Source organism: Actinocorallia sp. API 0066 (assembly GCF_020991275.1).
Lineage (GTDB): Bacteria > Actinomycetota > Actinomycetes > Streptosporangiales > Streptosporangiaceae > Actinocorallia.
Window position 1 is genome coordinate 204,823 of the sequence record NZ_JAJLQY010000001.1, and the last position, 15,651, is coordinate 220,473.

The window sequence follows — 15,651 nt, forward strand, 5'->3', positions numbered from 1 at the left end:
TGGGGGGTTGGGCGGAACCTGGAGGAGGAGCGGGTGCGGGAAGGGGTGGAGGTCGCCGGACGGTACCGGATGCGGCGGAGCCTTGGACGGGGGAGCTTCGGGGAGGTCTGGGCGGCGGAAGACCTGCTGCGCGACCGCGACGTCGCGGTGAAGTTCCTGTACCGGGACATAGCGGCCGCCAATCCCGTGTGGTTGGCGAAGTTCCGGCAGGAGGCGCGGATCGCGGTCCGGCTCGCGCATCCGGGGATCACCGCCGTCGACGACTTCGGTGAGTACGACGGGCAGTGGTACCTCGTCATGGAGTTCCTCGAAGGCAGGGACCTCGCTGCGGAGATGGAGGAGTACCCGGAGGGGATGGACCTCGACCGGGTGCGGAGGCTCGGCGTCCAGGTGGCGCGGGCGCTCTTGGCGGCGCATGGGCACGGGATCGTCCACCGGGACCTGAAGCCGGGCAACCTGCTACTGCTGCCGGGCGACCAGGTGAAGATCTGCGACTTCGGGATCGCGCACATCGCGGAGGCGACGGCGACGCACACCCTGCACGGCCAGACGGTCGGGACGCCCGCTTACATGGCGCCGGAGCAGTGGCTGGGCAACGCCGTGGACCACCGGACGGACCTGTACGCGTTCGGCGGCATCCTGTACACGCTGCTCACGGGCAGGCCCCCGTTCCGGGGCGCTTCGGTGACGGCGCTGATGGGCCAGCACCTCACGCTGGACCCGGCCCCGCCGAGCACGCTGCGCGACGAGATCCCGGCACCCCTCGACCAGCTCGTCCTGGATCTCCTCGCCAAGGACCCGGAGCGGCGTCCCGACGGGCAGGCGGTGCAGGAGGCGCTCGCGGGCGACGAACCCCGCGAGGAGCCCCGTGACGAGGCGCGTGACGAGGCGCGTGACGAGCCCCGGAACGAGGCGGTGCGGGAGTCGCCGGGCAGCGGTGAGCCCGCGCAGGCGGAGCCGCCCGCCGTCCCGCCGGGGGACGATCTCGTCACGGAGGGCAGCCAGCGGCTTGAGGAGGGCGACGTGGCAGGTGCCCGCGCTCTCTTCGCGCGCGCGGTGGCGGAGGGCACGGAACCGGCCGCCCTGGTGAATCTCGCCCTGCTGGAGGAGGGCGTCGGTGATTTTGGGGCGGCGCGGGAGTGGTACCGCAAGGCCGTCGAGTCGGGCGATCCCGAGTACGGCCCGCTGGCGATGGTCAACCTCGGTTTTCTGGAGTCCCGTGACGGCGACCAGGACGAGGCGCGTCGCTGGTATCGGATGGCGGTCCAGTCGGGCCACCGGGATCAGGCGCCGCTCGCGATGATGAACCTCGGCGTCCTGGAGGACGAGGAGGGCGAGGCGAGTGACGCCCGAGGCTGGTACTGGAGGGCGATCGAGTCGGGCCACGACGACCAGGCCCCCAAGGCGATGGTGAACCTCGGGTTCCTGGAGAGCAGGCGCGGCGACCTGGAGGCGGCCCGCAAGTGGTACCGCCGCGCGGCGGAGTCGGGCCATGTCGATCAGGCGCCGCTGGCGATGCTGAACCTGGGCGTCCTGGAGAGCGAGGCGGGCGAGCGGGACACGGCGCGTGTCTGGTATCTGCGCGTGGTCGAGTCGGGGCACGCCGAGCAGGGGCCGCTGGCGATGATGAACCTCGGTGTCCTGGAGGACGAGGCGGGGGACCCCGAGGCGGCCCGCAAGTGGTACCGCCGCGCGGCGGAGTCCGGCCACGCCGACCAGGCGCCGAAGGCGATGGTGAACCTCGGCGTCCTGGAGGAGAAGACGGGCGATACCGAGACGGCCGGTATCTGGTACCGCAGGGCGATCGACTCCGGGCACGTCGATCAGACGCCGATGGCGATGGTGAACCTCGGGTTCGTCGCGAACAACGAGGGCGACCTGGACACGGCGCGCCACTGGTACCGCAAGGCGGCCGAGTCGGGGCATGCCGAGCAGGCGCCGCTGGCGATGATGAACCTGGGCATCCTGGAGGAGCAGGAGGGTGACGTCGCGGCCGCGCGCGAGTGGTACCTGCGCGCGCACGGGACGGGCCACGCCGACCGCTCGGTGATGGCGATGGTGAACCTGGGCTTCCTGGAGAACAGGCGCGGCAGGCTCGACGAGGCGCGCACCTGGTACCGGCGCGCGGTGGACTCCGGCCACGCCGACCAGGCGCCGCTGGCGATGATGAACCTCGGCGTCCTGGAGGAGGAGTCGGGCGACAGGACCGCGGCGCGAGGCTGGTACCACAGGGCGATCGAAACCGGGCACGCCGATCAGTGCCCCAAGGCGATGGTGAACTGCGGCGCGTTGGAGGAGGGCGACGGCGACAACGTCACGGCGCGCCAGTGGTACCGGCGCGCGATCGAGTCGGGGCACGCCGACCAGGCGCCGATGGCGATGGTGAACTCGGGCGTCCTGGAGGAGCGGCTGGGTGACGTCGGAGCGGCCCGCTACTGGTACCGCAGGGCGATCGACACCGGGCACGCGCACCAGGCGGCCAAGGCGATGGTGAACCTTGGGTTCCTGGAGAACAACCAGGGTGACGCGGGGTCGGCGCGCGGCTGGTACCTCGCCGCCGTCGAGACGGGCCACCACGACCAGGCGCCGCTGGCGATGATGAACCTCGGTGTTCTCGCTGAGGAGACGGGCGACATAGGCGGGTCCCGTGACTGGTACCGCAGGGCGATCGATTCGGGCCACACCGAGCAGGCGCCGCGCGCGATGTTCAACCTCGGCCTGTTGGAGTCGGCGCAGGGCGACAACGAGTCCGCGCGGTACTGGTACGAGCGGACCCTGGCGACGGGCCACCCCGACCAGGCGCCGCGCGCGATGGTGAGTCTCGGCGTCCAGCGCGGCGCGGCGGGCGACGTCGCGGGCGCGGCCTCCTGGTACCAGCGCGCCGTCGACTCGGGCCATCAGGAGATGGCGGCGATGGCGATGAACAACCTTGCGATCCTCGGACTGAACCGGGGCGACACGCAGGCGGCCCGCTACTGGTACGGCCGGGCGGCCGAGTCCGGCCACCCGGAGCAGGCGGCCCGCGCCATGTCCGAACTCGGCGCCCTCGACCAGCGTGACGGCGACCCCTGGTCGGCCCGCAGCTGGTACCGCCGCGCCCTCGACCAGGGCCCCACCTCCGTCGCCGCCTCCGTCCAGGAACGCCTCCAGGCCCTCGGCTGACCCCGTCCCCCGGGGGTTGCGGGCGGTGCCCAGGGTGGGAAATTCTGGCGTCAGGGTGAGGGGAAGGGGACGGGGTGCTGGAGATCGCGGCGATCCTGGTGGCGCGCGCGGCGGAACGGGCTCTGGGCGGGGTGGGTGAGGGTGTCGCGCGCTGGCTGACGCCCAAGGAGCACGAGCGGCTGCTCAGGCGCGCGCTGGGGGATCTGCGGGAGCGGCTGGGCGACGACGCGGCGGAGCTGATGGACGCGGTGCGCGAGCATCTGGGCGGCAGGGGCGCCCCGCCGCAGTGGTACCGGAGGTTCGTCACGCTGGAGGAGCCGTTGGCGGCGGCGCTGGCGGATCTGCCGGACGCGGTGTTCGGGAGGCGCCGCAGGCGGGTGACGGGCCGTGAGCTGCTCGCCCGGTGCGGGCTGAGCCTGCAGGAGCTCCAGGAGGGCCTCACGGAGGCGCTGGACTGGGCGGTGCGGGAGGAGGCGGCGTTGCAGGGCGGGCTGCCGGAGCTGTCGCGGCAGCGCGAGGCGGCGGTCGGCGCCAAGGCGGCGCGGGAGCGGCCGAACACGCTGCCCGCGGGCAATCCCGGGTTCGTCAACCGGGGCGGTGTGCTCGGCGCGCTGAGCGCGACGGCGAACACGCCGCGCGCGCCGGGCACCCCGGCCAGGGCGGCGCTCACCGGTGCGGGCGGCATGGGCAAGACGAGCACGGGCGTGCAGTGGGGCCACGGGGTCGCCGAGCTGTTCCCGGACGGCCTGGTCTACGTCGACTTCGGCGACCTGGGCGAGCGTGAGGTGCTGGGGCCGTCGGACGCCCTGACGCGCATCCTGTACGCCCTGGGCGCGGCCAGCGAGGCGCTGCCCGCGGACTACGGCGCGCGCCTCCAGATCTTCCGCAGGTTGACGGCCGACCGTAGGTACCTGTTCGTGTACGACAACGTGCGGGTGGCCCGCCAGGTGGAGGACCTGTTCCCTGCGGCGGCCGAGAGCATGGTGCTCGTCATGAGCCGTAAGGCGGTGCACCTGCCTGGGCCGGCGCTCAGGCCGCTGGAGCTGAAGCCGCTGGGCCACGAGTACGCGGAGCGGATGTTGCGCGACGCGGTGCCGCACGCGACCGGAGGCCAGCTCGCGCGGCTCGCCGAGCAGTGCGGCGGGTGGCCGCTGGCGCTGCGGGTCGTCGGCGGGTGGGCCGCCGACGGACGTCCGGTGGAGCACGTCATCGCGCGGCTGCGAGCCGATCCGCTGGGCGCGACGGAAGGCGAGGTGCGCACGGTGTACTCCGTGACCGAGGCCGCGTACGAGGACCTCCCGGAGGATCTGAGGCGCGCCTACCGGCTGCTCAGCCTCCATCCGGGCGAACGCCCGCCCAGGTTCACCCGCGCGGCCGCCGCCGCGCTGCTCGGCGGGGATCCGGTGCCGGCGCTCAGCGGGCTCGTCGAAAGGCACCTTCTGGAGTACGCGGAGGGCCGCTACTTCTTCCACGGCCTTGTCCGCACGCACGCGCAGGAGAAGGCGGGCGACGACCCTGAGGCCGTCCTCCGGCTCGTCGAGTACTACCTGGCGGGGGCCGTCCAGGCGGACACCACGGTGAACCCGGCCAGGGCGCGCGACGCGTTCGGCCCCGGCTACCGGGCGGCGGTGGCGCGCGGCACGAAGGGCGAGGCGCTGGCCTGGCTGGACGCCGAGCACCGCAACCTGAGCGCGGCCGTCTACGAGGCGGTCGCGCGCGGCTGGGTTGAGCCCGCCTGGCAGCTGTGCGAGGCGCTGTGGTCGCTCTACTTCTCGCTCAAGTACTACGACGACTGGATCGCCACGCACAGGGAGGTGCTGCCGCTGACGTCGGGGCTGCCGCACGCGGCGTTCCGGGTCGGCATCCAACTGGGCCGGGGCCTGGCCGAGAGCGGCAGGCACGACGAGGCGCGTCCGGTGTTGCAGGGCGCGCTGGACGCGGCGCACCATCTCGGCAAGCCAGAGCACCGGGCGACGGCGGAGGAGTTCCTGGCCAGGGACCGCGAGCTGGCCGGGGATCTCACGACGGCCCTGGCGGGCTTCCAGAGGGCGCTGCGGCTGGAGCTGGAGGCGGGCCGGGCCCGTGGCGTCGCGATCGACCACCACCACATCGGCAGGGTGTGCCTCGGCCTCGGCGACCTGAACGGCGCGTCCACCGCGCTCACCGCCGCCCTTGAGGCGTTCGAGCGGCTGGGCGACGCCTACAACCGGGCGCGGGTGCTGCACACGTTCGCCCGGGTCCGGCGCGCGTCCGGCCTCGACCCGTCGGCGCTGCTCCTGGACGCGCTCGCGATCATGCGCGCTGAGGGCCGCGCCTACCAGGAGGCGAAGATCCTGGACGACCTTGCGGAGGCCACCGGTGAGGACTCCTACCGTGAGATGGCGCGGGCCATCTACGAGCGGATCGGCGTCATCTGAAGGGTGGTGCTCCGGCGTCCGGTGACGACGGTGATCCGGCCGGGCGGGTCGGGCAGCAGCCGGAGGACGGCGGCGGCCAGCACCGGGTCGGCGTCGCCGCCCAGCGCCAGCGCCCTGCCGTCGCGCAGGTGGACGACGGGGGCGGGCCCGGCGAGGTCGACGAGGCGGCGGCATCCGGGGTGGCGGGCGAAGACGGCGTCGGGCGGCAGCGCCGAGGTGGGTCCGTGGCCGCGCCGCACCAGCGACTCGGCGAGCCCGACGATGCCGGGGTTCGGCTCGGTGTCCTCGACGACGAGTTGGGGGTCGGCGACGTCGGCGGAGACGGGGAACCGTTCGACCCGGCACGCCCCGTCCACCAGCTCCCCGGTGACCAGGCGCGCGGTGACGCCCGGCCCGTCCTCGGGGGAGGTGACGGGCGCGGCGGTGCTGTAGGCGGGTGTGCCGGGCTCGGGCAGGTCCATGAGCCGGTACATCGCGGCCCGGACGGCGGAGGCGGCCGCGCCGGGCGTCTCGACGGCGTCGGCGCGCAGGTGGCCGTGCCGCCGCACCCGGTCGAGCTGGGGCCGGAGCGGTCGGCGCGGGTCGAGCCGGGACGAGGTCGCGCCGAGCCGTGCCATCGCGGTGTCCGGGACGATCGCGGCGGCGTCGAATCCGGCGAGCAGGACGGGACGGTCAAGGCACGCGCCGTACAGCGTCACCGAGCCGTGGTCGCCGACGATGAGGTCGGCGGCCACCACGGCGCCGTGCCAGCCCGCCCGGCGCGGGATGACGATGAGCCCGGCCCGGACGGCGTCGGCGTACCAGGACCGCAGGTTCCATCCGCCGTGCCTGGCGGTGACGTTGGGGTGGACGACGAGCGCGATCCGGAACTCGTCGGACGGGAGCTGCCTGAGCAGTTCGAGCGGCAGTTTTGGGTGTTCGTCCAGGAGTGAGCTGCTTCCCCAGGTGGAGGAGACGACAACGAGGGTCTGGTGTTCGGCGACGCCGAGGGCGGCCCGGTAGGCGTCGCGCCAGGGGAGGCTGGCGGTGAGCCGGTCGAAGGAGAGGTCGCCCACGAGGAGGGCCCGGTCGGCGGCCTCCGGGCAGTCCTGTTTGAGCCTGCCTATCTGTTCACTGTGGGAGACGCCAAGGAGGGACGGTACGACGGCCCCGTCATGGAGGAGTTGTCTTCGAGCGAGCCCGTACGCTTCGCCTTGCGGGTCCGGCTTTGCCTGGCCGTCCGGGACGAGCAGTTTGTTGTATCCGAGCCCGTGCGCGAGGGAGAGCAGCGGCGCGTTCAGCTGGTGCAGCGGCCCGCTGCTCCCGGTGGCGACGGCGAGGTGGAACGGCGCGCGGGCGGCGTCCCGCCAGGGGATGAGCAGCCCGTCGACCTCCTCGATGAGCCGGGTGACGCCGCGCGGGAAGGACGCCCCGTCGATCTCGGTGAAGAACACCTCGACCCTGTCGTCGCCGTGCAGGAGCTCCAGGGCCTCCAGGAGCCTGACGGTCGAGGTCACCGTGTGGGCGACTGCGAGGACCCGGCGGCAGGCCGCTCGGGTGTGACGCATGCTGCCTCCGCGCACTCGTGGACCGGGCGACCCCAATCTATTGCCAGCCCTCCGGTGGTCCATGGCGGATCGGTGAGCCGGTGCCCGGACCGGAGTGGTCGGTGACGTTCTGTGTGATTCTGGCTACTGGGGGTATGGGGCCGTTCGGGGTGGTTTTTCGATGAAGGCTGTGACCTGGCAGGGTAGGCGTGACGTGCGGGTGGAGGAGGTCGCCGATCCGGCGATCAAGGAGCCGAACGACGTGGTCGTGAAGGTGACGTCCACCGCGATCTGCGGTTCGGATCTGCACCTGTACGAGCTGTTCGGCCCGTTTCTCGACCACGGCGACGTCCTCGGGCACGAGGCGATGGGGATCGTCGAGGAGGTCGGCGCGGGCATCGCCCATCTGCGGCCCGGCGACCGTGTGGTGATCCCGTTCACGATCTCCTGCGGCGCCTGTTTTATGTGCGATCGCGCCCTTTACGCGCAGTGCGAGACGACGCAGGTACGCGAGTACGGGTGCGGCGCCGCCCTATTCGGTTACACCAAGCTGTACGGGCAGGTCCCCGGTGGGCAGGCCGAGTACCTGCGGGTGCCGCAGGCCCAGTTCGGTCCGATCAAGGTGCCGCATGAGGGTCCGGACGAAAGGTTCCTCTTCCTGTCCGACGTGCTGCCCACCGCGTGGCAGGCCGTCGAATGGGCGGAGGTCCCCGACGGCGGCAGCGTCGCGATCCTGGGGCTCGGCCCGATCGGCCAGATGTGCGCGCGGATCGCCAAGCACCGCGGTTTCCGGCCCATCGGCATCGACCTGGTCGAGGACCGGCTGGAGATGGCCAGGAGGCGCGGCATCGAGGTGGTGGACGCCGCTGGGAACGTCGTGGAGGCCGTCCGGGAGCTGACGGACGGGCGCGGCGCGGACTCCGTCATCGACGCGGTCGGCATGGAAGCGCACGGCTCGCCTTTCGGCGCGATCGCGCAGACGCTCACCTCGTACATGCCGGACCGGATCGCGGGCCCGCTCATGACGCACGCGGGGGTGGACCGGCTCGCCGCGCTGCACCAGGCGGTGGAGCTGGTGCAGCGCGGCGGCACGGTCTCGGTGTCGGGCGTGTACGGCGGCATGGCCGACCCGATGCCGATGCTGCGCATGTTCGACAAGGGCGTCACGCTGCGGATGGGCCAGGCCCACGTGAAGCGGTGGATCCCCGAGCTGATGCCGCTGGTCACCGACCCGTCCGACCCGCTGGGGGTGCTCGACCTCTCGACGCACCGCTTCCCGCTGTCCCAGGCGACCCTCGCCTACGACATCTTCCAGAAGAAGGACGACGGCTGCGTCAAGGTCGTCCTGGATCCGTCCGCCTGAACCGTCGGGCTACCGCGCCCCGGCTACCGTGACGGTGCCGGGGCGGTGGCTGTCGTCGGCTCGGACGGGGTCATGGTCGCCGCCGCCAGGGCGCACAGCCCCGCGAGGGCGTAGGCGGCGGCGTAGGACGTTGAGGTGATGAGCGCGCCGAAGAAGCCGGGCGTCAGCGCGACGACCAGGTTCTGGCCTGTGTTCTGGACGCCCATGGCGCGCCCCGCCCACGCCGCGCCCGCCAGTTCGGAGACGGCGGTGAAGGCGAGGCCGTTGCCGCTCATCGCCAGCGCCGTCGCCACGACGACCAGTGGCACACCCCACGGGGTGGCCGCCGCGACGGCCAGGAGCAGCATCACCACCGTGTTCACCAGCGCGAGCTGCCGCATCGGCCGGAGCCTGCTGCCCACGACGTCCGACCAGCGTCCGCACGCCAGCCGCCCGGCCGCGCCGAGCACCTGCGCGCCGCTGACGAGCGCGCCGGCGGTCGCGGGGGGCAGGTCCCGCTCGGCCAGCAGGTACACCAGCGCGAACGCCGAGGTGGCGAACTGGGGGACGACGAGCAGCATGCTCGCGGTGTGCACCCGCCACAGCGCCGCCGCGCGGTAGGGCGAGGAAGCCCGCGCGCCCGGCGCCGCCTCGGGGCGCGGCGGGTCCACCACCAGCAGCCCGACGACGAGCGCCGTCACCAGGCACAGCGCGGCCATCGCCAGCAGTGCCGCCCTGACCTGCGGGAACACCCCGGTGAGCAGCCCGGCGAAGGCGACGCCCAGGGGCAGCGCCGTCTGCCGCAGGCCCATCGCAAGGCCGCGCTGCTCCTTGGCGAACCAGCCCAGGACGACGCGTCCGCTCGCCGCGTTGACGGACGCGCCCGCCGCCCCGGCCAGCACCAGCAGGACGCCGAGCAGGACCGTGTCCCTGGCCAGGGCCGCCGCGCCGAGCAGCAGCCCGGCCAGCAGCAGCCCGGACGTCAGGACGAGCCGCTCACCGAACCTGTCGGCGAGCCAGCCCCACAGGATCAGGGTGAAGAGCATGCCCAGGCTGGGCGCCCCGACGAGGAACCCCGCGCGCGCCAGGGAGAGCCCCCGCTCGTCCTGGAAGGCGGGGAGCAGGAACGGGAGGCCGTAGATGAAGACGCTCGCAGCGCCGTTGGCGGCCATGCCGAGCGTGAGCATGGCCCACCGATGGGGAGTCCGCATGCCTGCGACCCTAGCCGTGTCTCACTCAACAAGACGGATCGTCTTGAATACTGAGACGCTGACATTGGGGCGCAGAAACGGCCACGGACCCGCGGTGGTGTTCCGCGGGTCCGTGGCCTTCAGGTCACAGTCGTGGTCCGGCCTAGACGGCCTGGATCAGCGACCGCCTAGCGGCGCCACTTGCAGGTGTAGAACCACTTGTAGCCGCGGTGCCGGTCACGGCGGTCACGGTCCCAGCGGTTGCTGTTGTTGTCCCACCGGTCGTCGTCGTCCCACCAGCGGTTGAAGTCGCGACGCGGCTTCCACTCACCCCAGCAGTGCTTGTAGCCCTGCCGGTTCTGGTGCTTCCAGTGGTGGCGCTTCGGACGCCAGCCGTAGTCGCCGGACAGGATGGTCGCGGAGCCCTCCACCGCCGTGGTGACACTGTTGGCCGCCTGGGGCGCCGCGGAGGCGACACCGGTCAGGGTGGACAGGCCGAGCGCAGCAGCCCCAGCGGAGACCGCGAGGCCCTGCACGATACGGTTGATCTTCATCTTCCGTTCCCCCTCTGTCGCGTGTGTTCTGGATCACGCGACCCGTCACTCTTAGTCGTTATTCCTGCACGAACAGCGAGCAAAACCCGATCAGGGGGATTTGACTGATCTTGGGGAAAGCGAAGGGCCGGGTCCGTCGGTGACGGACCCGGCCCCGGGGCTGGTGTTCAGGCGTGTCGCGCGGTCACAGGGTGTTCTTCTCGGCGAACCGGACCTTGACCCTCCTGTCGTCCTTCCTCTTCTTCTTGTAGACGAAGCGGTGCTTGTGCTTGTGGTGGAAGTAGCGGTGCTGCTTACGGCACGGCTTCTTGCTCTTCCCGTGGTAGTGCCACACCTCGTCGTCCTCCCACGGGCTCGGGAGCCCCGGGAAGTGCTTCCACCAGTTCCCGTGCTTGCCCCGGTCCCCGTCGCGGTCGCGGTCGCGGTCCCGGTCGCCGTCCCGGTTCCGGTTCCAGTCGTCGTCCCAGGCGCCGTCGCGGGTGGCGTCGCGGGCCTCGCCGGGGCAGTCCTCGGCGGACCTGACGCGCTGGTTCTCCAGGCCGTCGATCTGGTCGCGCTCGCCGCCGTCGAGCGGCTGCTGGCGGTGGAGCAGGTGGCTGGCGTACTCGACCGAGTCGTTCGCCACCCTGATGAACTCGTAGGGACGGTCTGCGTCGTCGGTGCGGTGGCACACCCCCACGAGGTCGCCCGGTGCGGCCTGGACGGCCCCCGGCGTGACCGAGAGCGCGAGGACCACCGCACCGGCGGTCACCCCCAGGTTGCGCCCCCATCGGCTCAACTGCATCTCTGGTACTCCCCCCCGCCACAAGCTCATGATCTTGTGGCTTTTCCGCAACACTAAGCAGCGGTCCGAGCGCGCGGAGGAAGTGACACGCGGCGCCCCTATACCGAATCCTGCTGAAGAAGGCAAGGGATTCTTTCGGTTTAAGAGCAATGGATGTGCGTTCATCGAACCATCCCGGGAGTGGCGCGGGGGAGTCGTCCGGAGTGTCCCGATCATTGACGCCGCACCCTCACTCAATTAGGTTAGCCTTACCTAATTAAGGGGCGTCTGTGCTGAGCGAAACGATCGACGGGCGGCCGCGCGCGGCGTACCCGCGGCCGGGCCGTCCCGCCACGGCGGGCCTGGCCACTCCCGCGCAGCTACGGGTGCGCCGCGCGCTGAACACGCGGCCCGCCTGCCCGCCCCGCACCCTGCACGGCGCCTTCTTCCGGCACGCGCTCCGCACCCCCTACGCCGCAGCCGTCCGCTTCGGCGACGGCGGCACCCTCACCTACGGCGAACTCGCCGTCCGCGCGCTCCGCGCCGCCGCCCGCCTCACCGCCCGCGGCGTCCGCCCCGGCGACCGCGTCGCCCTCACCCTCCCCCCTGGCCCCCAGCACGCCGTCGCCGTCCTGGCCGTCCTGTCCGCAGGCGCCACCTACACCCCCCTCTCACCCGGCGGGCTGCGGGTGGTGGAGGCGATCGGGGAGGGGTCCGCGGTGTTCGTGGAATCGGGGGAGCCGGCCCGGCCGGTGGGTGTGGCGGCGGAGAGCACGGCTTACGTGGCGTTCACGGCGGGGCGCGGGGGAGCGCCGAAGGCCGTCGAGGTGTCGCACCGCGCCGCCGCCAACACGGTCGACGCGCTGGTGGAGCGGTACGGGATGGACGACACGGACGTGACGTTCGCCGCGTCGCCGCTCTCGTCCGACCTCTCGGTCTTTGAGCTGTTCGCGGCGTGGACGGTCGGCGGGAGCGTCGTGCTGCCGGAGGCGGACGCCACGGCGGCGCGGCACGCGGAACTCGCCGCGCGCTGGGGGGTGACGGTCCTGAACGGGGTGCCCTCGGTGCTCGAAGGGCTGCTCGCGCAGGACCGTCCGCTGCCTATGCTGCGGCTCGCGCTGCTCGGCCGCGCCGAGTTCCGGCCCGGGCTGCCGGGGCGCGCCGCCAGAAGGCTGCCCGGCTGCCTGCTGGCCCGGCTCGGCGGCGCCACCGAGACGGCGCTGTACGCGACGGTCAGCGAGTACCTCGGGCGGCCCGGCACCGTGCCCTACGGCGTGCCGCTGCGCGGGACCGCCTGCCGGGTCGTCGACGGGCGCGGGCTCGACCGGCCCGACGGCGTCGCGGGCGAGCTGTGGATCGGCGGCGCCTGCCTGGCCGAGGGCTACGCGGACGACACCGTGGCCACGGCCGCCGCCTTCCCCGTGCGCGACGGGATCCGCTGGCACCGCACCGGCGACGTCGCCCGCTACCGCCCCGGCGGCGCCCTGGAGTTCCTCGGCCGCGCCACACCCCCCTGAACTCGGGTGAGGGTGCCCGACACGGAGGGGCACCCTCACCCGAACCTCCCCTCCCCGTCCGGCCAGGGCAGGAGGCGGCGGAGCCAGGCGAGGCGGGCGGCCCGGGCTTCGCGGGAGAGGGCCGCCTTGGGGGCGAGCAGGTCGAAGCCGTGGAAGCCGCCCGGCCAGACGTGCAGTTCGGCGCTGCCGCCCGAGGCCCAGATGCCCGCCGCGTAGGCGACGTCCTCGTCGCGGAACGTCTCGGCCGAGCCGACGTCGATGAAGGCGGGAGGGAGGTTCGAGAGGTCCGTCGCGCGGGCGGGCGCGGCGTAGGGGGAGACGTCGGGGCCGCCCGCCGCCTCGCCGAGCAGCGCCGTCCAGCCCGTCGCGTTCGAGGTGCGGTCCCACACGCCGAGGCCGTCCATCTGGAGCGCGGAGCCGGAGGAGTTGCGGTCGTCGAGCATCGGGCACATGAGGAGCTGGCCGAGCAGCGGCGGCCCGCCCCTGTCCCTGGCCATGAGCGCGACGGCGGCGGCGAGCCCCCCGCCCGCGCTGGTGCCGGAGACGACGACGGCGTGTGGATCGACGCCGAGCACGTCAGCCTGCTCCACCGTCCACACCAGGCCCGCGTAGCAGTCCTCCACGGGCGCCGGGTGCGGGTGCTCGGGCGCCAGCCGGTAGTCCACCGAGACGACGACGAGGCCGAGTTCCGCCGCCCACTTCAGCGGGCCGAGGACGCCGCCGCGCGCGTCCCCGGCGATCATGCCGCCGCCGTGCATGTAGTACAGCGCCGGAAGCGGCCGCCCCGCCTCCACGGGCCTGCCGACGATCAGCGGGATCGGGCCGCGCGGCCCCGGCGCCGTCACCTCCTCGACGGTCAGCCGCCCGCCGAGGGTGAGGTCGAGGTCGGGCAGCGTCATGGTGCGGGCACCACGCAGCGTCGGGATGTCCTCGGGCGTGATGGTGGGGGAGACGACGCCCGCGAGCGCGGCGAGCGTGGCACCGAGTTCCAGGTCGAAGGGGGGCGGTGTCTGCGTCATGCAGGCATGGTCGCATGTACAACGGACACTTACCTCGGCGCGTAATCACCACCGGTTTTTTTCGTCAATTCCGACAATACCGACGTATGACTTCTGCCGTAGTCTCGACCAGCGCTGCGCGCGCACTTCCCCCCCCAATTCCTCCCGCTATCGCGAGGTGACCGTTGGTGACCACCGCCGGCCCGGTGCTGGGCCGTACCCGGCAACTGGCAAGTGATCTGTGGGAGATCTCCCGTCCAGGGCTCTTCCTTGTCTCGCTCGTCCCGTATTACGTCGGTTACCTGTTGGCGGGCGAGGAGCTCATCGGCCCCGCCACGGGCCTGGTCGGCCTCGTCGTCTGGGGGCCGCTCGTCTGGCTCGCGGTGCTGGCCATCAACGACGCCTACGACCTGCCGGGCGACCTGCTCAACCCGCGCAAGAACACACCGCTCACCGCCGGCCGGATCTCCGAACGCGGAGCGAAGGCGGCCGCCTACTGCGCGGCGGCTCTCGCGATCGGGCTTTCCTTCGCCGTCCGCCCCGAGATGGCCCTGGCGACGTTCGGGTTCCTTCTCTGCGGCTGGGTTTACAGCGTGCCGCCGTTGAAGTGGAAGAACCGGCCAGGATTGGACGTGGTGTCCAATTGCATTCCGCTCGGTGTCTTCACCGTGATGGGCGGGTGGGCCACCGTCAAACCGCTGGACGGGTTCCCCTGGATCGTCGCGGGAGTGGTGCTCCTCGTCGAGATCGCCCTGTACACGCCGACGATGATCCCCGACATCGACAGCGACCGGGCGAGCGGCTACACCACCATGGCCGTCAAGATCGGCGCCCGCCGCACGTACCTGCTCGGCTTCGCCTGCTGGACGGCGTTCTGGGTGGTGACGACGGTCATGGCCGCGCTGGGCGAGGTCTTCCCGTCCTGGATGGTCTGGTTCTGGGCCCCCTGCGCCCCGGTCTTCGTCTGGCTGTACCACCACGGCCTGGCCAAGGCCCGCGAGCCCAAGGACATCGGCAAGGGCATGCTCCTCGTGGGCAAGCTCTTCCTTATCCCCTGCGTGGTCTTCGCCCTCGCTTACGTCGGCGTCATCGGCTGACCTTGGGGGCCTTGAGGTTCTTCATGATGGTCGGCCAGAGCTTGGCGGAGACCCGGCGCCAGGCGGGCCAGTTGTGCCGGCCGTCACCGTAGAGATCGGCGGTGTGGGGGACCTTGAGGTCGCGCAGCCGCTTGCGGAACGCCTTGTTGGTGTCGCCCACGGCGCGTTCGCCTATCAGCCCGATGTCCAGCGGCCCGGCCTTCGGGTCGCCGGGGCCGGGACGGCCGGTGGTGCCGGAGGAGAAGAAGACGCGGACACCGCGCAGCTTCGGCGCCAGGTGGTAGGGGTCGTGGGCGCGCCAGTTGGCGATGTCGTGGACGGGGTCGCCGTAGATGTTCCAGGCGTCCTGGCCGTTGACGGCGGCGGTGATCGCGGTGCTGGCCTGGGAGCCGGGGCCGGTGAGCCACAGCGGGCCGCTCAGCGACGCGGCGTAGCGGAACAGGCCGCGGTGCCGCGCCGCGTACTTGAGCGAGCCCATGCCCCCGGCCGAGACGCCGATCGCGGCGCGCCGCTTGCCCGCCCGGTAGTTGCGCTCGACGAGCTGGACGACGTCGGCGGTGTGGAACGTCTCCCAGCGGGGATTGCCCCTCTTGCCCTTGTTGAACCAGTCCGTGTAGCTGCTGTTGGCGGCCTCCGGCATGACCACGATGACGTCGTACTTCGCCGCCCATGTGGCGATCCGCGTCTCGCGCGTCCACGACGTGTAGTCGTCGCGGCCGCCGTGGAACGCGTACAGCACGGGCCATGTCCGCTTGGCGTTCTTCCGCCACGTCTTCGGCAGCAGGATCCTTACCTTGACGCGTGAGTCGAGGTTCGGGGTCTGCACCGTGAGGTCGCGGCCGAGCTTGCCGAACCGCGTCTCCCTGACGATCTTCGCGCCGCTGTCGGCCGGCCGGAAGGCGGGCGCGCGGGCGGCGACGCGGTCGGGCGCGGCGGCCCCGGCGGGCAGGGCGAGCAGGGGTAGCGCGAGCGCCACCGCGGCCGGAAGCGGGAGACGACGGAGGTGTTCCCTTCTCATTCCCCGCAGTGTGGATGATCCCCGGCCGGTGCGATACGCCCTGGGATGAGTGATACGTGATCGTCAT

11 protein-coding genes are annotated in these 15,651 nt (G+C 72.4%); 5 read left to right on the forward strand and 6 right to left on the reverse strand.

What is annotated here, in order from left to right; translation table 11 throughout:
• The first annotated feature begins 33 nt into the window (after positions 1-33).
• Together LO762_RS00935 and LO762_RS00940 are read left to right on the forward strand one after the other, a co-directional pair.
• Positions 34-3,162 (forward strand): tetratricopeptide repeat protein, encoded by a 3,129-nt coding sequence (locus LO762_RS00935; protein ID WP_230611522.1) that lies wholly within the window; start codon positions 34-36, stop codon positions 3,160-3,162.
• Positions 3,163-3,236: 74 nt separating this feature from the next.
• Entirely contained in the window at positions 3,237-5,579 is a 2,343-nt protein-coding gene (locus LO762_RS00940) for a tetratricopeptide repeat protein (RefSeq protein ID WP_230611525.1), read from the forward strand.
• On the opposite strand, the gene LO762_RS00945 is transcribed toward LO762_RS00940, so the two are convergent.
• Positions 5,555-7,126, reverse strand: a complete 1,572-nt coding sequence (locus tag LO762_RS00945; RefSeq protein ID WP_230611528.1) for a hypothetical protein — start codon at positions 7,124-7,126, stop codon at positions 5,555-5,557. The two genes, LO762_RS00940 and LO762_RS00945, sit on opposite strands and share 25 nt — an antisense overlap.
• Before the next feature lie 160 nt (positions 7,127-7,286).
• On the opposite strand from LO762_RS00945, the gene LO762_RS00950 reads away from it, so the two are divergent.
• On the forward strand, positions 7,287-8,468 hold the full coding sequence (locus LO762_RS00950; RefSeq protein WP_230611532.1) for a zinc-dependent alcohol dehydrogenase: 1,182 nt from the start codon (positions 7,287-7,289) through the stop codon (positions 8,466-8,468).
• A 23-nt stretch (positions 8,469-8,491) separates the two neighbouring features.
• On the opposite strand, the gene LO762_RS00955 is transcribed toward LO762_RS00950, so the two are convergent.
• The 3 genes from LO762_RS00955 to LO762_RS00965 all read right to left on the reverse strand — a co-directional run bounded on the left by LO762_RS00955 (position 8,492) and on the right by LO762_RS00965 (position 10,975).
• Complete coding sequence (locus tag LO762_RS00955) at positions 8,492-9,658, reverse strand: MFS transporter (RefSeq protein WP_230611534.1); 1,167 nt, start codon at positions 9,656-9,658, stop codon at positions 8,492-8,494.
• Between the two features lie 167 nt (positions 9,659-9,825).
• On the reverse strand, positions 9,826-10,191 hold the full coding sequence (locus LO762_RS00960; RefSeq protein ID WP_230611539.1) for a hypothetical protein: 366 nt from the start codon (positions 10,189-10,191) through the stop codon (positions 9,826-9,828).
• A gap of 184 nt (positions 10,192-10,375) precedes the next feature.
• Positions 10,376-10,975, reverse strand: coding sequence for a hypothetical protein (locus LO762_RS00965; RefSeq protein ID WP_230611541.1), 600 nt, complete (start codon positions 10,973-10,975; stop codon positions 10,376-10,378).
• A 269-nt stretch (positions 10,976-11,244) separates the two neighbouring features.
• Here LO762_RS00965 and LO762_RS00970 point away from each other — a divergent pair, with 269 nt between their 5' ends.
• Positions 11,245-12,471: an AMP-binding protein gene (locus LO762_RS00970; RefSeq protein WP_230611543.1), complete on the forward strand. Its 1,227-nt coding sequence runs from the start codon at positions 11,245-11,247 to the stop codon at positions 12,469-12,471.
• A gap of 35 nt (positions 12,472-12,506) precedes the next feature.
• Here the strand turns inward: LO762_RS00970 and LO762_RS00975 are convergent, their stop codons facing one another.
• Positions 12,507-13,490, reverse strand: coding sequence for an alpha/beta hydrolase (locus LO762_RS00975; protein ID WP_230611545.1), 984 nt, complete (start codon positions 13,488-13,490; stop codon positions 12,507-12,509).
• Positions 13,491-13,657: 167 nt separating this feature from the next.
• On the opposite strand from LO762_RS00975, the gene LO762_RS00980 reads away from it, so the two are divergent.
• Entirely contained in the window at positions 13,658-14,566 is a 909-nt protein-coding gene (locus tag LO762_RS00980; protein WP_230611548.1) for a UbiA family prenyltransferase, read from the forward strand.
• Here LO762_RS00980 and LO762_RS00985 read toward each other — a convergent pair.
• A complete protein-coding gene (locus tag LO762_RS00985) occupies positions 14,556-15,584 on the reverse strand; it encodes an alpha/beta hydrolase family protein (protein WP_230611549.1) in 1,029 nt (342 codons plus the stop codon). The genes LO762_RS00980 and LO762_RS00985 overlap by 11 nt on opposite strands.
• Positions 15,585-15,651: the final 67 nt, after the last annotated feature.

Bases quoted from the DNA above. Each gene is read 5' to 3' on its own strand.
- LO762_RS00965 (WP_230611541.1), bottom strand. From the start codon at position 10,975: ATGCAGTTGAGCCGATGGGGGCGCAACCTGGGGGTGACCGCCGGTGCG.
- LO762_RS00945 (WP_230611528.1), bottom strand. From the start codon at position 7,126: ATGCGTCACACCCGAGCGGCCTGCCGCCGGGTCCTCGCAGTCGCCCAC.
- LO762_RS00950 (WP_230611532.1), top strand. From the start codon at position 7,287: ATGAAGGCTGTGACCTGGCAGGGTAGGCGTGACGTGCGGGTGGAGGAG.
- LO762_RS00975 (WP_230611545.1), bottom strand. From the start codon at position 13,490: ATGACGCAGACACCGCCCCCCTTCGACCTGGAACTCGGTGCCACGCTC.
- LO762_RS00955 (WP_230611534.1), bottom strand. From the start codon at position 9,658: ATGCGGACTCCCCATCGGTGGGCCATGCTCACGCTCGGCATGGCCGCC.
- LO762_RS00960 (WP_230611539.1), bottom strand. From the start codon at position 10,191: ATGAAGATCAACCGTATCGTGCAGGGCCTCGCGGTCTCCGCTGGGGCT.
- LO762_RS00985 (WP_230611549.1), bottom strand. From the start codon at position 15,584: ATGAGAAGGGAACACCTCCGTCGTCTCCCGCTTCCGGCCGCGGTGGCG.